Genomic DNA, 16,950 nt, shown 5'->3' on the forward strand with positions numbered 1-16,950 from the left:
CTAATTTCTTTGCCATTGCTTTGCCACAGTTTGTAAATAATATGAAGTTGCAGGTAATGGTAACCTTATGGATTGGTTTTTGATAGGAGATGAAGTTATGAAAAAACAGAAGTATATTAAAAGAATTATAATTACTTTACTTATAATTTGTTTTACAGCCGGCAGTGTTACTCCCATAAAGGCAGATAATGCCATTGTTCCAATTTCCCTTGAGCTTAACAAAGATTGGCTTAACGTTCCGGCAACGCAGGAACAGACAACCAGCTATTATAAGATTGTTTTACCTAAAGCCGGACGCTTAAAAGTTGAGGTTAGACCGAACTATAAGGTGGAATGTTCCTTTATGAAGGAAGACCTTTCTAAAGTTTATTTTAAAACTACTTACAGTAAGGATTATTACAAGTATCTCGATTCCGGTGAATATGATAAACTGGATGCTGTCTTTGAAGCCGGTACCTACTATTACACGGTGGCAGGAGCAAGTCCTAACGGAGAGTATGCAATAAAAGCAAGCTTTCAACCTGCGAATAATACAGAAGTAGAGCCAAATCAAACCTTTGAGCAGGCTATGAAATTAACCGGAGGTACAGTTACAGGGGTTATTTCCGAGGACGATGAGGTAGACTTTTATTCTGTTGAAGTCGGGAAAAATCAGACTTTTGTAGTAATGCCTGCTAACTACAATAAAGGGGACAACAGTCAAGGTAGTTCCTTCTCCTATGGTACTTTCGTAATTTATGACAGTAATCATCAGGAGATTTATAAGCCTTATATGCTGCTGAAACCGGTTAGTTTCAATTGGGAAGAAGGCACTTATTATATTAAAGTTGCTAAGGGTAATGGAAGTTCCCCAAGTATTTATAACTTTGACTGCATGTTGATAGATAAGGGGTCGGATAAAGTTCAGTATACTTATTTTGATAACCTGCACCAGTATATGTACATGAATTCCTCTGTGACAGTAAAACCAGTGGTATTGCCGGAATTGCAGGTAAATAACAAGTTCCTGTGGAAATCTTCTAATACCAAAGTAGCCACAGTATCCCAGGCTGGTAAGGTAACCGGCATTAAACCCGGTGTGACTGTTATTACAGCGACTTCTAAGGATAATCCTGCATTATCAATATATTATAATCTGACAGTTCAATCAATTTCTCTGACCTTTGAGAAATATAATGTAAGTTTAAAGACAGGTAAGAAATATACCATAAAGCCCAAAATGCTTATTGGAGCGTCTAAGAGAATTACTTATTCTTCTGCGAACAGTAAGGTAGCCACTGTAAGTAAAACAGGAGTGGTAACTGCAAAGAAGACAGGTACTGTAAAAATAAAGGCACAAGCGAATGGTTTAACAAAATATATTACAATAAAGGTTACAAAGTAATTAATGCAACCTTTGTTTTTTCTATGCTTATCCCTGGATAGCCAATGAATGGGCATTATCGGATTAGCAGCAAAGATGAAGGATTCCTTTCACCAAAGTTTAATCAGGCGAAAGGAATCCTTCTTTATAAGCGTAAGCTTAGTATTTTATGACTGAAGTATTTTGTTGTATTACAAGAGCCGTATATCAAGTATTTCTGAACATTAATTTACTATGCCTTCTGGATTCCGGTAAAGAGATGGATGGCATCTCTAAGGAATTCTGCCAGGCCTTCCTGTTCCTTGTCATAGTAAGCTTTAAAGCGTTCATCTGCCACATACATATCTGCCAGGCCGGCATGTGCTTGCGGAGTGTAAGAGACAGCGTTACCCCAGCTGAGAGTAAGCCATTCTTTGTGAAGGCGAGCTGCTTCCTGAGCTTTTTCACTTCCCGGGTCTTTGGTAGCGAAAGCTTCTTGTAAGGTGAGCAAAACCTGCTTACTTAGATTCTCCCAGCGTTCATATTCTTCCTTTGATAGATTTAGCATTCTCTTATTAGATTCTTCCACAACTTTATCGCCGTATTTTTCACGGATTTCTTTTCCGTATTTCTCTTCATTTGTTTTTACAAGATCTTTCTTAAAACCTTCAAATTTTTCTTTATCACTCATGGTATTCCTCCCTGATTCGTTATCAATTGTTTTGTCAACGGTTGTAATTAATAAATCCAGTCTTGTTCTTTCTTCCAGCAGTTTTTCGCGATGCTCCCTTAAAGCCTTCAGATTATCGAAATCCGGCTGTGAAAGTATGGTATGAATATCTTCAAGACCAAAGCCCAGCTCTTTATAGAATAATATCTGCTGAAGAAGGGAAACTTCCTTTTCACCATAAATGCGGTAACCTGACGAGTTAATTCTTAAGGGCTTTAGAAGTCCAATGCTGTCATAATACCGCAAAGTTCTTGTACTGACGCCGGCAGTCTTGCTTAATTTTAGAATACTGTATTCCATAAGTCCTCCTTCAGCTAAAGGCAAATATAAGAAAGCTGGAACCTGAAGCTGATTCTATTCATAGTATATAGTTCATAGTTTTTGCGCGCGCTTTGTGAGTAAGATAACAGACCTTCAGGTGTATTGAATAAGAACAAAAGACTGTATTGTATATTCTATCTTTTTTGCTGGCGAAGGGCTGTTAACAACTCTGAAATCATCATAAACCTTAACGTAGCGTTAATGTCAATAGGAAATTTAAAAAATTTTGTAAAATGAATAGTTAAATTCTTGATTGCAAGGGTAAATTCATCATTGACGATTTTAGCCTTGCACAAAGTATGGTATGGTAGTCTTGGTTAGTGGATTCCTCCCAATGCATAGGAGGACAAACTTATGTCTAATATAAAAATGTTTGACCAGAAACACCTTTCTACCACACAAAGAATAAAAATTGAGAAGGGCTTAAATGATGGCCTGTCCTTTGCCGCTATTGCTAGAACCATCGACAAACATCCCAGTACTGTTGCCAAGGAAGTAAAAAAATATCGGTACTTTCCTCCAAAAAAAAATCAGGAGAAACCACTTCAGTGTGCCCGCTTTAAGGAATGCCAGATGCGCTTCCTCTGTGACAAAAAAGACTGTGTGAAACTTTGTAAGAGCTGCTATGATGTCCAGAGGCGCATCCCAAGATGTACCTTGGAATGCCCAGATTATCTGATCCCTCACTGCCCTCAGATACAAAAGGCTCCTTATGTGTGTAATCACTGTCAAAAAACGAAGCGCTGTTTGAAACAACTGGCTTTTTATTCTGCTCAGCATGCTGATCAATCATCCCAGGAGCTTCTGGTTTCCTGCCGTACTGGTATCAACCAAGATCCCGTTGATATCGCTTTATTGGATGAACTGATTTCCCCTCTTTTAAAACAAGGGCAATCTCTGGCTCATATTTATGCTTTTCATGGTCATGAAATTCCTTGCAGCAGAAGAACGCTTTATAATTACATTGATAAAGGAATCTTTTCAGCCAGAAACATTGATTTAAGGCGTCGAGTTCGCTATAAATGCAAACCTCGCAAAACAGGTACACGGATTAGCCTTGCTGCAAAAAAATTCCGCATAGGACGCACCTATGAAGATTTCCAGAAATATTTGAAAGAACATCCAGAGACCTCTGTTGTGGAAATGGAGTTTATTACTGTAATCCCAACAGTTCATGGCAAAAGGGCATGTTAGAAAAGAATCATGAATACATACGTTATGTGATTCCAAAGGGTATCAGTCTTGATCCTTTTACACAAGGAGATGCCATAAAACTTATGAACCACATCAATAGTGAAGCAAGAGACAGCCTGAATGGTTGCACTCCGTTCAGGCTGTCTCAACTTCTTTTGAATATAAACTTCATAAGCTCCTCAAACTTAAGGAAATTCCTGCTGATGAGGTCTCACTGATGCCATCATTACTCAAAAAATAACCATATAGACAAGACGGAATCCACAGCCGAATTTAATCCTACACGAAAAAGGTATGTGGAATTTAGTCTTGCACGATAATCCAGATGCCTGTTTGCCATGCTTGCACTCATGGAAACAGACCTCTATAAATGCATTATAACGCTATTTGATTAACTCGTAAACTGGTGAAACGTGATTTTAGTCCTGCAAAATCAAAGTGTGCAGGAAATCATGAAGTTACCTTTTCACTCAACCAAATTAAAAATATTTAAAATATATTCTATAAAAATAATTATTAATTTACAGTGTACTTTTTAAAAGCTATCAAAAAGCTTCCTTTGTTAAAAAGGCATAACACTAGCCCCTTTAGATAAGGTTATAAGATTTATACATACAAGTAGAATTCGACGGCAAAAATACAGATGATTTCTGAGTCTATTCAGGCATTTTATATTGAAGAGTTCCATTTGACACTTAAATGGCAGGAGTTATGACTAGGTTAAATTACACCGCTGTTTGAGCTCACAGTGCTACGCATCCAATACAAATTAAGCGAGTTCGGTGTAATTTAACCTTCTAGGAATACTTCTGGCATTTTAGTGGAGAACGGAACTCTGAACAAGAAAATGCCTGAATGGACTCAGAAGTCATCGTCCGCCCCCAAGTATCTAATATCAGCCATATAGCTGAACTGAATAAGATACTACATGAATTTTGGCGGGATATCATATTGTAATTTTATTTTTGGAGCTTCATAATGGAGATTAACTGTTGTTAACACTCGGTTTACATAGAATTTACCAAGGAAGGGTTATTTATTATGTTATTTACCAGAAAGCAGCTTTTTCAACTGATTCTGCCTCTGATTGCCGAACAGTTTCTTGCAGTATCCGTTGGGCTGGTGGATGTTATGATGGTATCCAGGGCAGCCGGGGAGGCGGGTATAGCAGGAGTATCTCTAGTGGATACCTTAAATGTTCTTTTGATAACCTTGTTTTCTTCCCTAGCAACGGGAGGAGCGGTGGTTTCTTCACAGTATTTGGGTAAGAAGGAAGAAGACAATGCCAGTAAAGCCGGCGGACAGCTTATTATTACAACCCTGTTCTTTGCTCTTATCATTATGGGAATATCCTTAATTGGAAATGCACATATCCTAAGAGCAATATACGGAGACCCGGGAAAAGATATTATGAGAAGCGCAACCACCTACTTTATTATTACAGCCTTTTCCTTTCCTTTTCTTGCGGTTTATAATTCTTGTGCAGCTTTATTTCGGGCTATGGGAAACTCCAAAATATCCATGTATGTTTCCATCGTGATGAATCTTATTAATGTAACCGGTATTTTTATTATGGTATTTTTACTGCATATGGGGGTGGAAGGGGTTGCAATTCCCACTCTGGTGGCAAGAGCGGCTTCTGCAATTATTATTTATCTTCTAATTAAGAGCAAGAAGAATGCTATCCATGTGAGTAATATCCTGCATGCAGGGATTGATTTCACGATGATTAAGCGGATATTAAATATCGGTGTACCCAACGGGCTGGAAAACAGCATCTTTCAGATTGGAAAGATTCTGGTGCAAGGGTTGATTACAAGTCTTGGAGCAGTGGCGATAGCGGCAAATGGTGTAGCCGGTACTATTGCAGGCTTTGCTTTAATACCAGGCAGTGCCATGGGGCTGGCAATGATTACGGTAGTGGGACGGTGTGTCGGAGCAGAGGACATTGCTCAGGCTAAGAAATATACGGTAAAGCTGATGCAGCTCTGTTATTTAATACTAGGTGTGTTAAATATCGGTATCTTTCTGCTAAGAAAACCGATTGTTGATATTTTCGCTCTGTCCGGTCCCTCTGAAAAGGCCACGCTGACACTCATTATCTATCATTGCATCTGTTGCTGCATCATCTGGCCTTTATCCTTTGCCCTGCCAAATGCCTTAAGGGCTGCCAATGATGTGAAAACTACTATGACCATCTCTATTATCTCCATGTGGGTGTGGAGAATCGGGTTCAGCTATTTCCTTGTGAATGGTCTTAAAATGGGGGTATTGGGAGTATGGGTTGCTATGACCATTGACTGGCTGTTCAGAGGAATCTGTTTTGGCCTGCGCTTTGCAAAAGGCGGATGGGTAAAACATGCATACCTAAGATAGAAAATTGGATAATCAGTGCTAAGAAATTCCCTCATGACATAAAATGTTACTACAGTTTATGGATGAGGGCTTTCTTTTTATGAAAAGATTAAGGCGTGGGATAATTATAGAGGCTGTGCTGGTATTAGCGGCTATCTGCATTATAATGTTTGGCAGCAATAACAGTGGCGGTATTAAACAATTTATGAAGGAGACCTTTCTGCCGCGTTTTCTTACGGCAAGTTCCGGGGGAGAGGCAGAAAAGAAATACATAAAATGGGTGGACTTTGATGTCTGTTCTGAGGCTATGGGAAAGGCCTGCGATTTGGATGTTGCATCTCAATCACAAGCTGTTAAGTTAAATTGGGTAGAGCTCCTAGCTTATCTTGGCACCCGTTATGGAGGTGATTTCTCCAGATATAAAGAGAAAGACCTTACCGGCCTTGCAGAAAAATTAGAGAGCGGCGAGACTACCATGGCAGCCCTGACAGCTGATTTAAAATACTATTCTTACTATCTGGAAGCTTATTCAGCTGTTCTTGGTGGTATGGTTGGTGAATACGAAGAGGAAGTCCCGGACCCTAATGATCCACAGAAAACAACGTGGGTGAAGAAATATGGATTAAAGGCTTATCTGCCACTAGCAAAGTATTTTCCATATAGTGATTTTGATGATTTCGGAGTATCCAGAACCTACGGCTATAAAAGAAAGCATTTAGGACATGACATGATGGGGCAGGTAGGAACACCGGTTATTGCAGTGGAATCCGGATATGTAGAAGCCCTTGGCTGGAACCGGTACGGCGGCTGGCGCATCGGTATCAGGAGCTTTGATGGTAAACGCTACTATTATTACGCTCACCTTAGAAAGAATTATCCCTATAATAAGGAGCTGGCAGCAGGAAGCATTGTTCAGGCCGGTGATGTTATCGGTTATCTCGGCAGGACCGGCTACAGTACTACGGAGAATGTCAATAATATCGACACGCCTCACCTTCATTTTGGTTTACAGCTGATTTTTGACGAATCCCAGAAAGAAGGGAATAATGAAATCTGGGTAGATTGCTATGAGCTTGTCAGGTTCTTATACCGTAACCGCTCGGAAACCTCTAAAGTTGCAGATTCCAAGGAATGGAAACGAATTACTAATATAAAGGACCCGGCAGCTGTAGATTTTGAAAAAAATAAAGAAAACTCTAATATAACACCTCATAATACCGATGAAGATACTGGAGATTCCATTGAAGGAACAGGAGAGTAGTAGGAATTATTGAAAAGAATAATTCCTACACAAGATTGTACCGGGGAAATCCTCGGCCCAATCTTGCAGCAAGTTGGAAAGACAGGAATGTCAAGCCGAAGATTTGATGCTCACGAAAGGGGTAAAATAAAGACATACAAAACGTGAAGAAGGTGTAACGTTTTGTATGTCTTTTTCGTCTATACTTATGAAAAAGTAATACAGGGAGGATGAAATGGAAAATTCAAAGCACGTTAGGGATCTTTCTGGTACAGAGGAAGAATTGAAGAAATGGATAGAAAAGCTGTGCATGGATACCTGGCGAGAGGTATACCAGTTTATCTATTACAAGGTCGGTAACAGGGAAGAAGCAGAAGATATAACCCAGGAAACCTATGTAAAGGCAATGATATATTTAAAAAATGAATATGCGTTAATTGAAAATTACAGCGCTTACCTTAAAGCTATTGCTTTGAATCTAATCAGAGATGAGTGGAGAAAGCAGAAAAAGGGACCGGTAAGTGTTGATATAGAAGAACTTGATTTAACAGGAAGGGAAGAAGATTTTACAAAAATTACTGAACAAAGACAGACTTTAAAGGAAGCTTTGGAGAAGTTGAAGGAAGATCAAAGGCGTGTAGTAGAACTTAGAATATTAAAAGGCTACTCTGTAAAAGAAACCGCTGCGATACTTAAGAAAAAAGAAAGTCATGTAAGAGTGATACAGCTTCGGGCCTTGGAGAAACTGGCTGAGATATTGAAGTCATACGCGTGGGAGTTATAAAAATAATTGATTGGAAGTCTATACTCGTGAAAGGAGTTATAATGAAAAAGGAAAAGTTTATTTCAGATTATATTGATAGATTAAATCAGGAGCAGGTACCCGGCAAGGAAGGATTGGACGATGAGAATGTAAAAGAACTGACCAATACAATCAGAGCTTTGAAAAAGTTAAAAGAGCCGGTATATCCCCAGGAAGGGTTTGAAAAGCAGTTATCGGAGAATATGTGGAAGGCTTATAAAGGAGAAGAGGGAAAAAATATGGCTGGTATAACCGGCCGCAAAGAAATCGCCGTAAAAAAAAGAAGATTTGCTCCTGTCTTTTGGGGGGTGGCAGCGGCAGCAGCTGTATTTCTGGGAGTGTTTTATCTAAAAGATTCATATCTGACCGGAGGGAATCCTGTTTATGCTATGGAGCAAGCCTATGAAAAAGCTAATGCATACCATGGTGTATTGACTATTACCTCTATAAACGGAGAAGGTGAACGTAGCATACAGGCAGTGAGAGAGGTCTGGGCTGATAAGGAAGGCAGATATTACGTGAAGGAATTACAGGGCTTAGAGGAGGGATTAATTACTGCCAATAACAACCAGGAAAAATGGCAGTTAAAACCGGAGGATAACTATATCAGCCTGTATACAGCCTTTCCGGATAATTACACCTTTACCTTTGAAATCGGAAAAGAGGTACAGCAATTAAAGACAGCTGCAAAGGTAACAGAAGAGTCGAAAACATCTATCAGCGGGCAGCAGGCAGTACTTTATAAAGTTACTCCAAAAGGAGGTGATACCTATTCTATCTGGATAAATGAAAAAACAGGTATACCTCTTAAGAAACAAACTGCCTTGGTAAATGGTGTTGCCTATGAGGTAAGTTATAGCGATATTGAATATACAAAAAGCATTCCGACTGAATATTTAAGCTATGGAGATTTAAAGGGGTATGTTGTGAATAGAGAGGAGAATTGGCAGATATGTGCCACGATGGAAGAGGCAGAGGAACTATCAGGCCTCGAAATGGAACTTCCCATGGTCTCAGCCACTTCCTATAAGCTGACAGAAATCTCAGCCAATGCAGAAGATAAGGCCATTAAGGTGTATTATGGACTAGAAGGGCAGGAGAATAAGGTCGCTGTTATTGAAAGAGAAGTTGATCTGGCTGCAAAGAACAGTGGAGCTGTCAACGGTGTAATTGGTTCCATGAGGGCAGAAATCCTAACCAATGCAGCAAAGACAGATATAGAAGCAAATAGCAATAGTGTCGGTATTACCAATGGCCTGGCAGCAGAAAGTTTTGGGGATCAAAACACTATTACCAGCATCACCTGGCAGCAGAACAAAAGAGAATACCAGGTAATTGGAAACGGTTCTATGGATGAAATCAATGTTTTTATCAAAGGCTTAACCGGAGAAAAAGCTGTCCTTTCAAAAGAAAGTTTAAGTACACCTCAGGTTAAGGTAGATTATGATATGAAGTCAGAAGAGCAGACACAAAAACAGGTAGATGCGGGCCATCAGCCCTGGAAGTTAGATCCTGCCTTTGTAGCCCAGGTATTTACCAGCCTATTAATTCAGCCGGATGGGATTAAAGGAGAATATCCGATTCCCTATAAGGATTTTAAGATTATAAAGAATACCGGAAGCTCTATTATTGTAGAAGTGGATAATAAAAAGTCACCGGTATCAAAAGTATATCTAAAACAGCTTGTAAGACAGGATAGCACCGGTATCTGGACGGTAATAGGGTATGATAAGAAATAATACAAATCTGGTTTATTATGTCTAGCCTTTGCCGTGTTGCATTCGAAATTCCGTAGGTGAGATTCCCCAGACTTTTTTAAAGAGCCTGCTAAAATAAAGGGGGTTATCGTAGCCCGTAAGCTGCGCTACCTCGGAGACTTGAAAGAGAGGATTGGCTAATAATTCCTTGGCAGTACTCATTCTGATATTGATGATATACTGCCGGGGAGAAATGCCTACCTGCTTGGTAAAGGTGTCAATAAAGCGATAATAATTAAGACCCCGCTCTTTCGTAAACTTCTTGATGGTAAAATCCTGCTCGGAAGAATGATGAAAGATACGAAGAGCTTCTTCGACTTCTCTGTTATAATTCTCAAAGACTTTGTCTGCCTTTATGCGGTTTCTGCCCATTCTTAGCAGTAATTGCTGCATCATCAGCTTAAGCTGTTCCTCGCAGAGAGGCTGCTTTAACTGCAGTTCCTGAATTATTCCGTCGAAGAGATGGGTATAGCTGCCATGAACCCCTACCTGATAGATATTTTCCTTTCCCCACCCGGTCTGAGATAAGAACGGATTACTCTTATTACAGGAAAAATGAACCCAGTAGATATCCGGGTGTTCCTCCAGATAATAATAATAGAACTGAGGCTCTCCGGGATGAAAAAGTACACAGCTGCCCTTTTCTAAAATATGAATTTTCCCATTTATCTTAAAGTGAGCCTTCCCGTCTGCCAGATAAATAAGCTGGTAATTGGCGGCTCCGGAAGGTCTTTCTGTCTGGAATTTTTCTGTATGGATCAGACGGTATCTGCCACAGCAATGAACAAAAAACTCCTGGTCCGATACAGATTTTTCATCGGACTGCCAATCATAATAACCTACTACTGTAAGCATAGAATCCTCTTTCTAAAAAATAAACGCTTCATGGTATAGGGAAATGTCTGTAATAAAAATGAACATAAACAGCTATCTTTACTATATAAGTATCCTGCTAATATTTTATAATACATAATAGTGATTGTCAAAATGAAAATGAAAACTTTGTGCATATAGATATCAACTTTATGTATGGAAATGTGGATGATATTTTGGTATAACAAAAAAAGAAAATAAATTTTATGCTGATGAAAGGAATACATATGTTAAAGTCAGATTTAAAACTGCCTCCCTATTACGAAGACCCATCTGTTCTTCATACCGGCTGTGAAGAAAATCGCAGCTACTATATTCCCTTTGCTCCGGGTGAAATTCAAAATAGTTCACGGATACAATTATTAAATGGAGATTGGGATTTCCGTTTTTTTGATAATCCTTTTGTGGTAGAAGATTTTACGAAAGAGGATTATTCCTACAAAGATTATGATTCCATTCCGGTACCAAGCTGTATACAGATGCATGGATATGACCGTCATCAATACACGAATATCAATTTTCCATTTCCCTATGATCCTCCCTTTGTTCCTTTAGATAATCCTGCCTGTGTTTATCACCGCACTTTTGAGATTGGACAAGGCAAGGAAAAGCTACAGCATTATCTGAATTTTGAAGGAGTAGATTCCTGCTTTTATGTATATATAAATAAAACTTTGGCAGGCTACAGCCAGGTATCCCACTCTACCAGTGAATTTGATATCACCTCCTATTTGAAGGCAGGAGTAAATGATATTACAGTTGTGGTGCTAAAATGGTGTGATGGAAGTTATTTGGAGGACCAGGATAAATTTCGAATGACAGGTATATTCCGTGACGTATATCTTATCAGCCGTCCTGTAAATCATATCCGTGACTTTTTCATAAAGCCCCAGCTTACAAAAAATTATACCAAAGCGGAAATTCAGGTGAATTTTGAGTTCAGCGGTGAAGAAGTGCCAGTTACCTGCAGCCTGAAAGATACAGAGGGTAAACTTATAGCAGAACAAAAGGCAGAAGGTTCAAAAATTGTAATAAATGTACCGGAACCCAGGCTATGGAGTGCGGAAACACCTTATTTATATACCTTAACTATCAGTACTGCCGATGAAGTGATTTACCAAAAGGTAGGTATCCGTACGATTGAAATAATTAAGGATGTAATACACATTAATGGTGTTAAGGTGAAGTTTAAAGGGGTGAACCGCCATGACAGCGACCCTGTTACCGGTTATACCATCAGTAAAGAACAGGCGTTAAAAGATTTAAGACTCATGAAAGAGGCTAATATTAACGCGATACGTACCAGTCATTATCCCAATGCACCTTGGTTTACACAGCTTTGCAGTGAATATGGTTTTTATGTGGTGGGAGAGAGTGATCTGGAAGCCCATGGCGCTACCTGTTTTTATGGTGGTGGCTGGGAGACTTATGGTGATCTGGTTCAGAGAGAGATGTTTGCTAAGGCTATCTTAGACCGTAATCAGAGAAACGTTATCAGGGATAAGAACAATGCCAGTGTTGTTATCTGGTCCATGGGAAATGAAGCCGGCTACAGCAAAGCTTTTGAAGATACAGGCCGTTGGATAAAAGAATATGATCCAACCAGGTTATTACATTATGAAGGAAGTGTCAGCCAAACCGGCGGGCATATTAATGACATGTCCATGTTAGATATCGTCAGTAATATGTATGCCTCCATTCCCAGTATAAAAGAATACCTGGCTTCTAATCCAAAGCCCTATATGCTTTGCGAATTTGTTCATGCTATGGGTAACGGACCTGGAGATATTGAAGATTATTTTGATTGTATCTATGGAGAAGAACGTTTTGTAGGCGGTTTCGTATGGGAGTGGTGTGACCACGCCATTTACCGTGGAATTACGACAGACGGACGTAAAGTCTTCCATTACGGCGGAGATTCCGGAGAGTATCCTCATGACGGAAATTTCTGTGTGGATGGTATGGTATCTCCTGACCGCATACCACATCCTGCGCTGGCAGAATATAAGAATGTAATCCGCCCGGTACGAGCAGCACTGGTAAGCAAAGAGGAGTTTGGAGGCCGAGAAGCTGTTAATGAAAATTGGCTTTCAGTAGAACTTACGAATAAACTGGATTTTACCAATCTAAAAGATTATTTAAAAATAGAAGCTGAGCTCCTTATAGACGGTGAAGTAGTCGAAACCTGTGACCTCGGAACGTTAGATTTAGCCCCACATGAAAAAACTGTTGTAAAAGTACCCTTTAGTACAGAATACTTACAGCATAAGAGCAGTGAGTCAGGAGTTAGCGTTAAGTTAAGGTATCTTCAGCAGTCTGAAAGACTTCTTACAGCTACAGGACATGAGCTTGGTTTTGACCAGCTGTTCCTCAAAGAAAGGGATATCCCTTTTGTAGCAGCAGGGGAATCAGATAAGATAGCAGAGAAAACTGTTGATTCTGTGTGCATTGAGGAGAATCTGACTACAATTATTATAACAGGCGAGACCTTTAAGTATTGTTTTGACAGACTCCATGGCAGTTTTGTAAGCCTGGTAATAAATAACCAGTCCATATTAGAGAGGCCGTTGGAATTTAATATCTGGAGAGCGCCTACAGACAATGACCGGAATATACGCAACACCTGGCAGGAGGCCCGTTATGACAGAGCATTTCCCAGGGTGTATGAAACAAAAGTATCCAAGGAGAACGGTGTAACAGCCATTTATTGCAGACTGGCTATAACTGCTATTCAGATTCAGCACATCCTAGACCTGGAAGTAACCTGGTTTATAGGAGCAGATGGCACCATAACGGTACAGATGAATGGGAAGAGAAATAAGGAACTTCCTTTCCTGCCTCGCTTTGGTCTGCGTTTATTCCTTCCGAAGCATTATGATAAGGTAAACTATTTGGGTTATGGGCCGGGAGAGAGCTATGTAGATAAACGCCGCTCCACTTGGCACGGAAGATTCACACAAAAGGTTTCAGATATGTATGTGGATACGATTAAACCTCAGGAGAATTCCAGTCATTATGGCTGCGAGGATTTAACCTTGTACTCTTCTCTTGGAACACCTATCCATGTGACAGGGAAGGTGCCGTTCTCCTTCCAGGCTAGTAACTACACACAGGAAGAACTTACGGTAAAGGCACACAATTATGAGCTTGAAAAGGTAGACGAGACAGTCCTTTGCCTGGATTATAAGATGAGTGGTATCGGCTCTAATTCCTGCGGACCTGCACTTTCTGAAAAGTACCAGCTGAACGAAGAAGACATCTCCTTTATGGTTACATTGCAGTTTCAATAGAAAGTATTGTGAAGAGAAAGAGAGCCGGTTTTACAGAGCCTTTTCACCTTAGTGAAGTTTATTACATTTAGATATACAAAAAGCAGGGAAGTATTATCCAACAGAGAGCTGTTAGGGATAATGACTTCCCTGCTTTATTAGTGTGTGGTTTGATAAATATTTTAGTTTTCACTAAGCACTATATATCCATTTCAGGAATTAAGCTCCTCATAGCAAGTATGGTTTTATCAATTAATTCTGTCAGCTCTATTTCCATCATTTCCGCTCCTCGGTTGATTACCTCGCGGCTGCAGCCGGCAGCAAAATTTGCAGTCTTATATTTCTTCATAACGGACTTAACTTCCAGGTCGGAAACACTTCTTGAAGGTCTCATAAGTGCTACGGCACCGATAAGTCCGGTGAGCTCGTCCACTGCATATAGAACCTTTTCCATATAATGTTCAGGCTTTATATCTACAGTGAGCAGATATCCATGGCTTGCGGTAGCATGTATGATACTCTCGTCTATAGTAAGTTCCTTCATAATTTCCTGTGATTTTATGCAATGCTCGTTTGGATAAAGTTCAAAATCCAGATCATGGAGCATGCCGACACTCTTCCAGTAAGCGGTGTTTTCAGGGTCATATTCTTTGGCGAAATACTCCATCACGCCGGCTACAATCCTGCCGTGCTTCAAATGAAAGTCGTCCTTATTGTAATCTTTTAAGATTTCATAAGCTTGTTCCGGTGTAGGTATATAACTCATAAGTTCTCCTTTCGGTAAGTACAATCTATGTATAAATATACTAACGAATATAACACCGGTGGATATAATTGTCAAATGACTTTCCATATAAATGTTAAGGGAAGTTACAGTACAGTATAATATTAAGTTAGGAATATCTTTAAAAGAACGATTATATTTTCGCCGTTCATTTTCTTGTTCTGAGTTGTGAATTCCATTAGTCATATGCAGCTTTTCAATACAAAACGAATGGAATCAGAAATTTTCTGAAAGTAACTATTATATTAATTTGTTTGAGTTTGTGATCGTTACGATGCTTTATGATGTAACATTTGCCAAGAAGGGCTATTTGAAATTTCATTCTCCAATGTTTAATACAAGAGAATGAATCCTTCTACTTATCAGATTAGTATACCTTTAACCAACCACATCTTCTGTCACAGAATAAATAGAGACTTTGATAAAAAAGATTCAGATGAAACTGTTCATGCACCATTAACAGTATTAGAACTATTATATTAGTCAATGGACATATATGTCCATTGACTAATATAATAGTTTTTGGTATTATTTGTATTATAAAGTAAATAAACCCAAAATATAAATAGAATTATGAGTTATTACAAAAGGAAGTGAGAAAAAGCAAATATAAAAAATATTAATAATAGTTTTCAATAATAGGCTTAAATATGGGGGAAAGATGAAAAATTACTTTGATAAATTTAAAATGAACATTATTGGTGACGGCTATAAACCTCAATTTAATGAATATGGGAAAAAAATTATATATGCAGATTGGGCAGCAAGTGGAAGATTATATCATGATATAGAAATGGAAATTATAGATAATTATGGACCATTATACAGCAATTTTCATTCAGAAGGAAATTATATATCTTATAAAACAGAACTAGCATATAATCAGTCAAAAAATATTATACGAATACATTTTGGAGCAAATGATAATTATGCGGTTATTGCTTGTGGACATGGGATGACTTCTGCAATAAACAGATTACAAATGATATTAATAAATCAATATAAAAATTCTAAAAATATAATCATTTTTCTAACTCCATATGAACATAATTCTAATTTTATTACATGGAAAAATAACAATATAAATTGCGTTATATTAAAACTAAAGGAAAATGGTCAAATTGATTTAAATGATATGGAGATTAAATTGAAGAAATATTTTAAAAATGAAAATGTTCTTATTGGTTTTTTTTGTGCATGTTCTAATGTTAATGGAGTTAAAGTGGATTTACTCCCCCTATGTAATTTAATGAAATTATTCAGTGGAATTGTTTGTGTAGATTATACTACCATTGCTCCATATGACGTATTAAACATTGAAAAATTGAGAATCGATGCATTAGTTTTTTCAACCCATAAATTTGTTGGAGGTGTTGGAGGCCCAGGTATATTAATTATCTCAAAAGATTTATATAAATTAAAGGTTCCAACACAAGTAGGAGGTGGAACTGTTAAATGGATTAATCCTTGGGGGGAGATATTGTATAAAGATAACATTGAAGAAAGAGAAGAGGCAGGAACACCACCAATACTACCAGTAATTAAAGCAGGATTAGCAATCAAGCTAAAGGAAAAGATTGGTGTGGATAATATTGTATCTAGAGAAATAGATATTACAAAAAAGATGTTAAGTGAAATGAAAAAAATTAGAAATATTGTAATATATGACAGTAATATAGAAAATAGACTTCCAATAATTTCGTTTAATTTTATTAATGTATCATATATTGAAGGAGTTAAAATACTAGATCAGAAATATGGAATTCAAGTACGGGGAGGTTGTTGTTGTGCAAGCATATATGGTCATCATTTATTAAATATATCATCAGAAGAATCGAACATTATATGCCAAAATATAATAAAAAATGAAGAAAAAATTAATAAAAAAGGGTGGATTAGAGTTTCATTATCGCCATTTGTTTTGGATGATGAAATATATTATATATGTGATTCAATTCGTAAAATAGCGGATGGTATGGAGGAGTATGATAAAGAAAGCAAAGGGAATAGAAGAAAGCTATCTTAATGATGAAGTAGTTTTGTTTAATATTATTACTGGTGAATTTTATGGATTACAAGATACGTCATATTTTATATGGGAACATATTGATAATTGTAGTTCAGTAAATGAACTGGTGGAAAAAGTAAAAGGAAACTATGAATATGAGAATGAAACAGAATTAATTGAAAGCATATACCAGTTAATTAATGACTTAAATAAAGAAAGGCTGATAGAAATAGATGAAAACATTTAAGGCTATAAGTTACTTTATTCAAATAAGT

At 38.1% G+C, this 16,950-nt stretch carries 12 protein-coding genes; 9 read left to right on the forward strand and 3 right to left on the reverse strand.

What is annotated here, in order from left to right; translation table 11 throughout:
• Positions 1–97 precede the first annotated feature (97 nt).
• Positions 98–1,384, forward strand: a complete 1,287-nt coding sequence (locus bsdcttw_RS07010; RefSeq protein ID WP_185258666.1) for an Ig-like domain-containing protein — start codon at positions 98–100, stop codon at positions 1,382–1,384.
• Between the two features lie 211 nt (positions 1,385–1,595).
• Here the strand turns inward: bsdcttw_RS07010 and bsdcttw_RS07015 are convergent, their stop codons facing one another.
• Positions 1,596–2,372 carry a MerR family transcriptional regulator gene (locus bsdcttw_RS07015; RefSeq protein WP_185258667.1) on the reverse strand — a complete coding sequence of 259 codons (777 nt, stop codon included), beginning with the start codon at positions 2,370–2,372 and terminating at the stop codon, positions 1,596–1,598.
• 375 nt (positions 2,373–2,747) lie between these two features.
• Here bsdcttw_RS07015 and bsdcttw_RS07020 point away from each other — a divergent pair, with 375 nt between their 5' ends.
• The 5 genes from bsdcttw_RS07020 (at position 2,748) to bsdcttw_RS07040 (ending at position 9,723) form a co-directional block, all read left to right on the forward strand.
• Entirely contained in the window at positions 2,748–3,587 is an 840-nt protein-coding gene (locus tag bsdcttw_RS07020; protein ID WP_225903812.1) for a helix-turn-helix domain-containing protein, read from the forward strand.
• Positions 3,588–4,628: 1,041 nt separating this feature from the next.
• Positions 4,629–5,963: an MATE family efflux transporter gene (locus bsdcttw_RS07025; protein ID WP_185258668.1), complete on the forward strand. Its 1,335-nt coding sequence runs from the start codon at positions 4,629–4,631 to the stop codon at positions 5,961–5,963.
• A gap of 79 nt (positions 5,964–6,042) precedes the next feature.
• Positions 6,043–7,203 carry a M23 family metallopeptidase gene (locus bsdcttw_RS07030; RefSeq protein ID WP_185258669.1) on the forward strand — a complete coding sequence of 387 codons (1,161 nt, stop codon included), beginning with the start codon at positions 6,043–6,045 and terminating at the stop codon, positions 7,201–7,203.
• A gap of 214 nt (positions 7,204–7,417) precedes the next feature.
• Positions 7,418–7,966: an RNA polymerase sigma factor gene (locus tag bsdcttw_RS07035; protein WP_185258670.1), complete on the forward strand. Its 549-nt coding sequence runs from the start codon at positions 7,418–7,420 to the stop codon at positions 7,964–7,966.
• Positions 7,967–8,007: 41 nt separating this feature from the next.
• Positions 8,008–9,723, forward strand: coding sequence for a hypothetical protein (locus bsdcttw_RS07040; protein ID WP_185258671.1), 1,716 nt, complete (start codon positions 8,008–8,010; stop codon positions 9,721–9,723).
• 21 nt (positions 9,724–9,744) lie between these two features.
• On the opposite strand, the gene bsdcttw_RS07045 is transcribed toward bsdcttw_RS07040, so the two are convergent.
• The gene (locus tag bsdcttw_RS07045) at positions 9,745–10,596 is read right to left on the reverse strand and encodes an AraC family transcriptional regulator (protein WP_185258672.1); all 852 of its coding nucleotides are present in this window, start codon (positions 10,594–10,596) and stop codon (positions 9,745–9,747) included.
• Positions 10,597–10,841: 245 nt separating this feature from the next.
• Between bsdcttw_RS07045 and bsdcttw_RS07050 the strand changes: the two genes are divergently transcribed.
• A complete protein-coding gene (locus bsdcttw_RS07050) occupies positions 10,842–13,904 on the forward strand; it encodes a glycoside hydrolase family 2 TIM barrel-domain containing protein (protein WP_185258673.1) in 3,063 nt (1,020 codons plus the stop codon).
• Between the two features lie 178 nt (positions 13,905–14,082).
• On the opposite strand, the gene bsdcttw_RS07055 is transcribed toward bsdcttw_RS07050, so the two are convergent.
• Positions 14,083–14,649, reverse strand: coding sequence for a hydrolase (locus tag bsdcttw_RS07055; protein WP_185258674.1), 567 nt, complete (start codon positions 14,647–14,649; stop codon positions 14,083–14,085).
• A gap of 679 nt (positions 14,650–15,328) precedes the next feature.
• Between bsdcttw_RS07055 and bsdcttw_RS07060 the strand changes: the two genes are divergently transcribed.
• Positions 15,329–16,693: an aminotransferase class V-fold PLP-dependent enzyme gene (locus tag bsdcttw_RS07060; protein WP_185258675.1), complete on the forward strand. Its 1,365-nt coding sequence runs from the start codon at positions 15,329–15,331 to the stop codon at positions 16,691–16,693.
• Entirely contained in the window at positions 16,653–16,922 is a 270-nt protein-coding gene (locus bsdcttw_RS07065) for a PqqD family protein (protein WP_185258676.1), read from the forward strand. The genes bsdcttw_RS07060 and bsdcttw_RS07065 overlap by 41 nt, the downstream gene beginning before the upstream one ends.
• Positions 16,923–16,950 lie beyond the last annotated feature (28 nt).

Source organism: Anaerocolumna chitinilytica, from assembly GCF_014218355.1.
Taxonomy (GTDB): domain Bacteria; phylum Bacillota; class Clostridia; order Lachnospirales; family Lachnospiraceae; genus Anaerocolumna; species Anaerocolumna chitinilytica.

Bases quoted from the DNA above. Each gene is read 5' to 3' on its own strand.
- bsdcttw_RS07060 (WP_185258675.1), top strand. From the start codon at position 15,329: ATGAAAAATTACTTTGATAAATTTAAAATGAACATTATTGGTGACGGC.
- bsdcttw_RS07020 (WP_225903812.1), top strand. From the start codon at position 2,748: ATGTCTAATATAAAAATGTTTGACCAGAAACACCTTTCTACCACACAA.
- bsdcttw_RS07040 (WP_185258671.1), top strand. From the start codon at position 8,008: ATGAAAAAGGAAAAGTTTATTTCAGATTATATTGATAGATTAAATCAG.
- bsdcttw_RS07065 (WP_185258676.1), top strand. From the start codon at position 16,653: ATGATAAAGAAAGCAAAGGGAATAGAAGAAAGCTATCTTAATGATGAA.
- bsdcttw_RS07025 (WP_185258668.1), top strand. From the start codon at position 4,629: ATGTTATTTACCAGAAAGCAGCTTTTTCAACTGATTCTGCCTCTGATT.
- bsdcttw_RS07055 (WP_185258674.1), bottom strand. From the start codon at position 14,649: ATGAGTTATATACCTACACCGGAACAAGCTTATGAAATCTTAAAAGAT.
- bsdcttw_RS07015 (WP_185258667.1), bottom strand. From the start codon at position 2,372: ATGGAATACAGTATTCTAAAATTAAGCAAGACTGCCGGCGTCAGTACA.
- bsdcttw_RS07035 (WP_185258670.1), top strand. From the start codon at position 7,418: ATGGAAAATTCAAAGCACGTTAGGGATCTTTCTGGTACAGAGGAAGAA.
- bsdcttw_RS07050 (WP_185258673.1), top strand. From the start codon at position 10,842: ATGTTAAAGTCAGATTTAAAACTGCCTCCCTATTACGAAGACCCATCT.
- bsdcttw_RS07030 (WP_185258669.1), top strand. From the start codon at position 6,043: ATGAAAAGATTAAGGCGTGGGATAATTATAGAGGCTGTGCTGGTATTA.
- bsdcttw_RS07010 (WP_185258666.1), top strand. From the start codon at position 98: ATGAAAAAACAGAAGTATATTAAAAGAATTATAATTACTTTACTTATA.
- bsdcttw_RS07045 (WP_185258672.1), bottom strand. From the start codon at position 10,596: ATGCTTACAGTAGTAGGTTATTATGATTGGCAGTCCGATGAAAAATCT.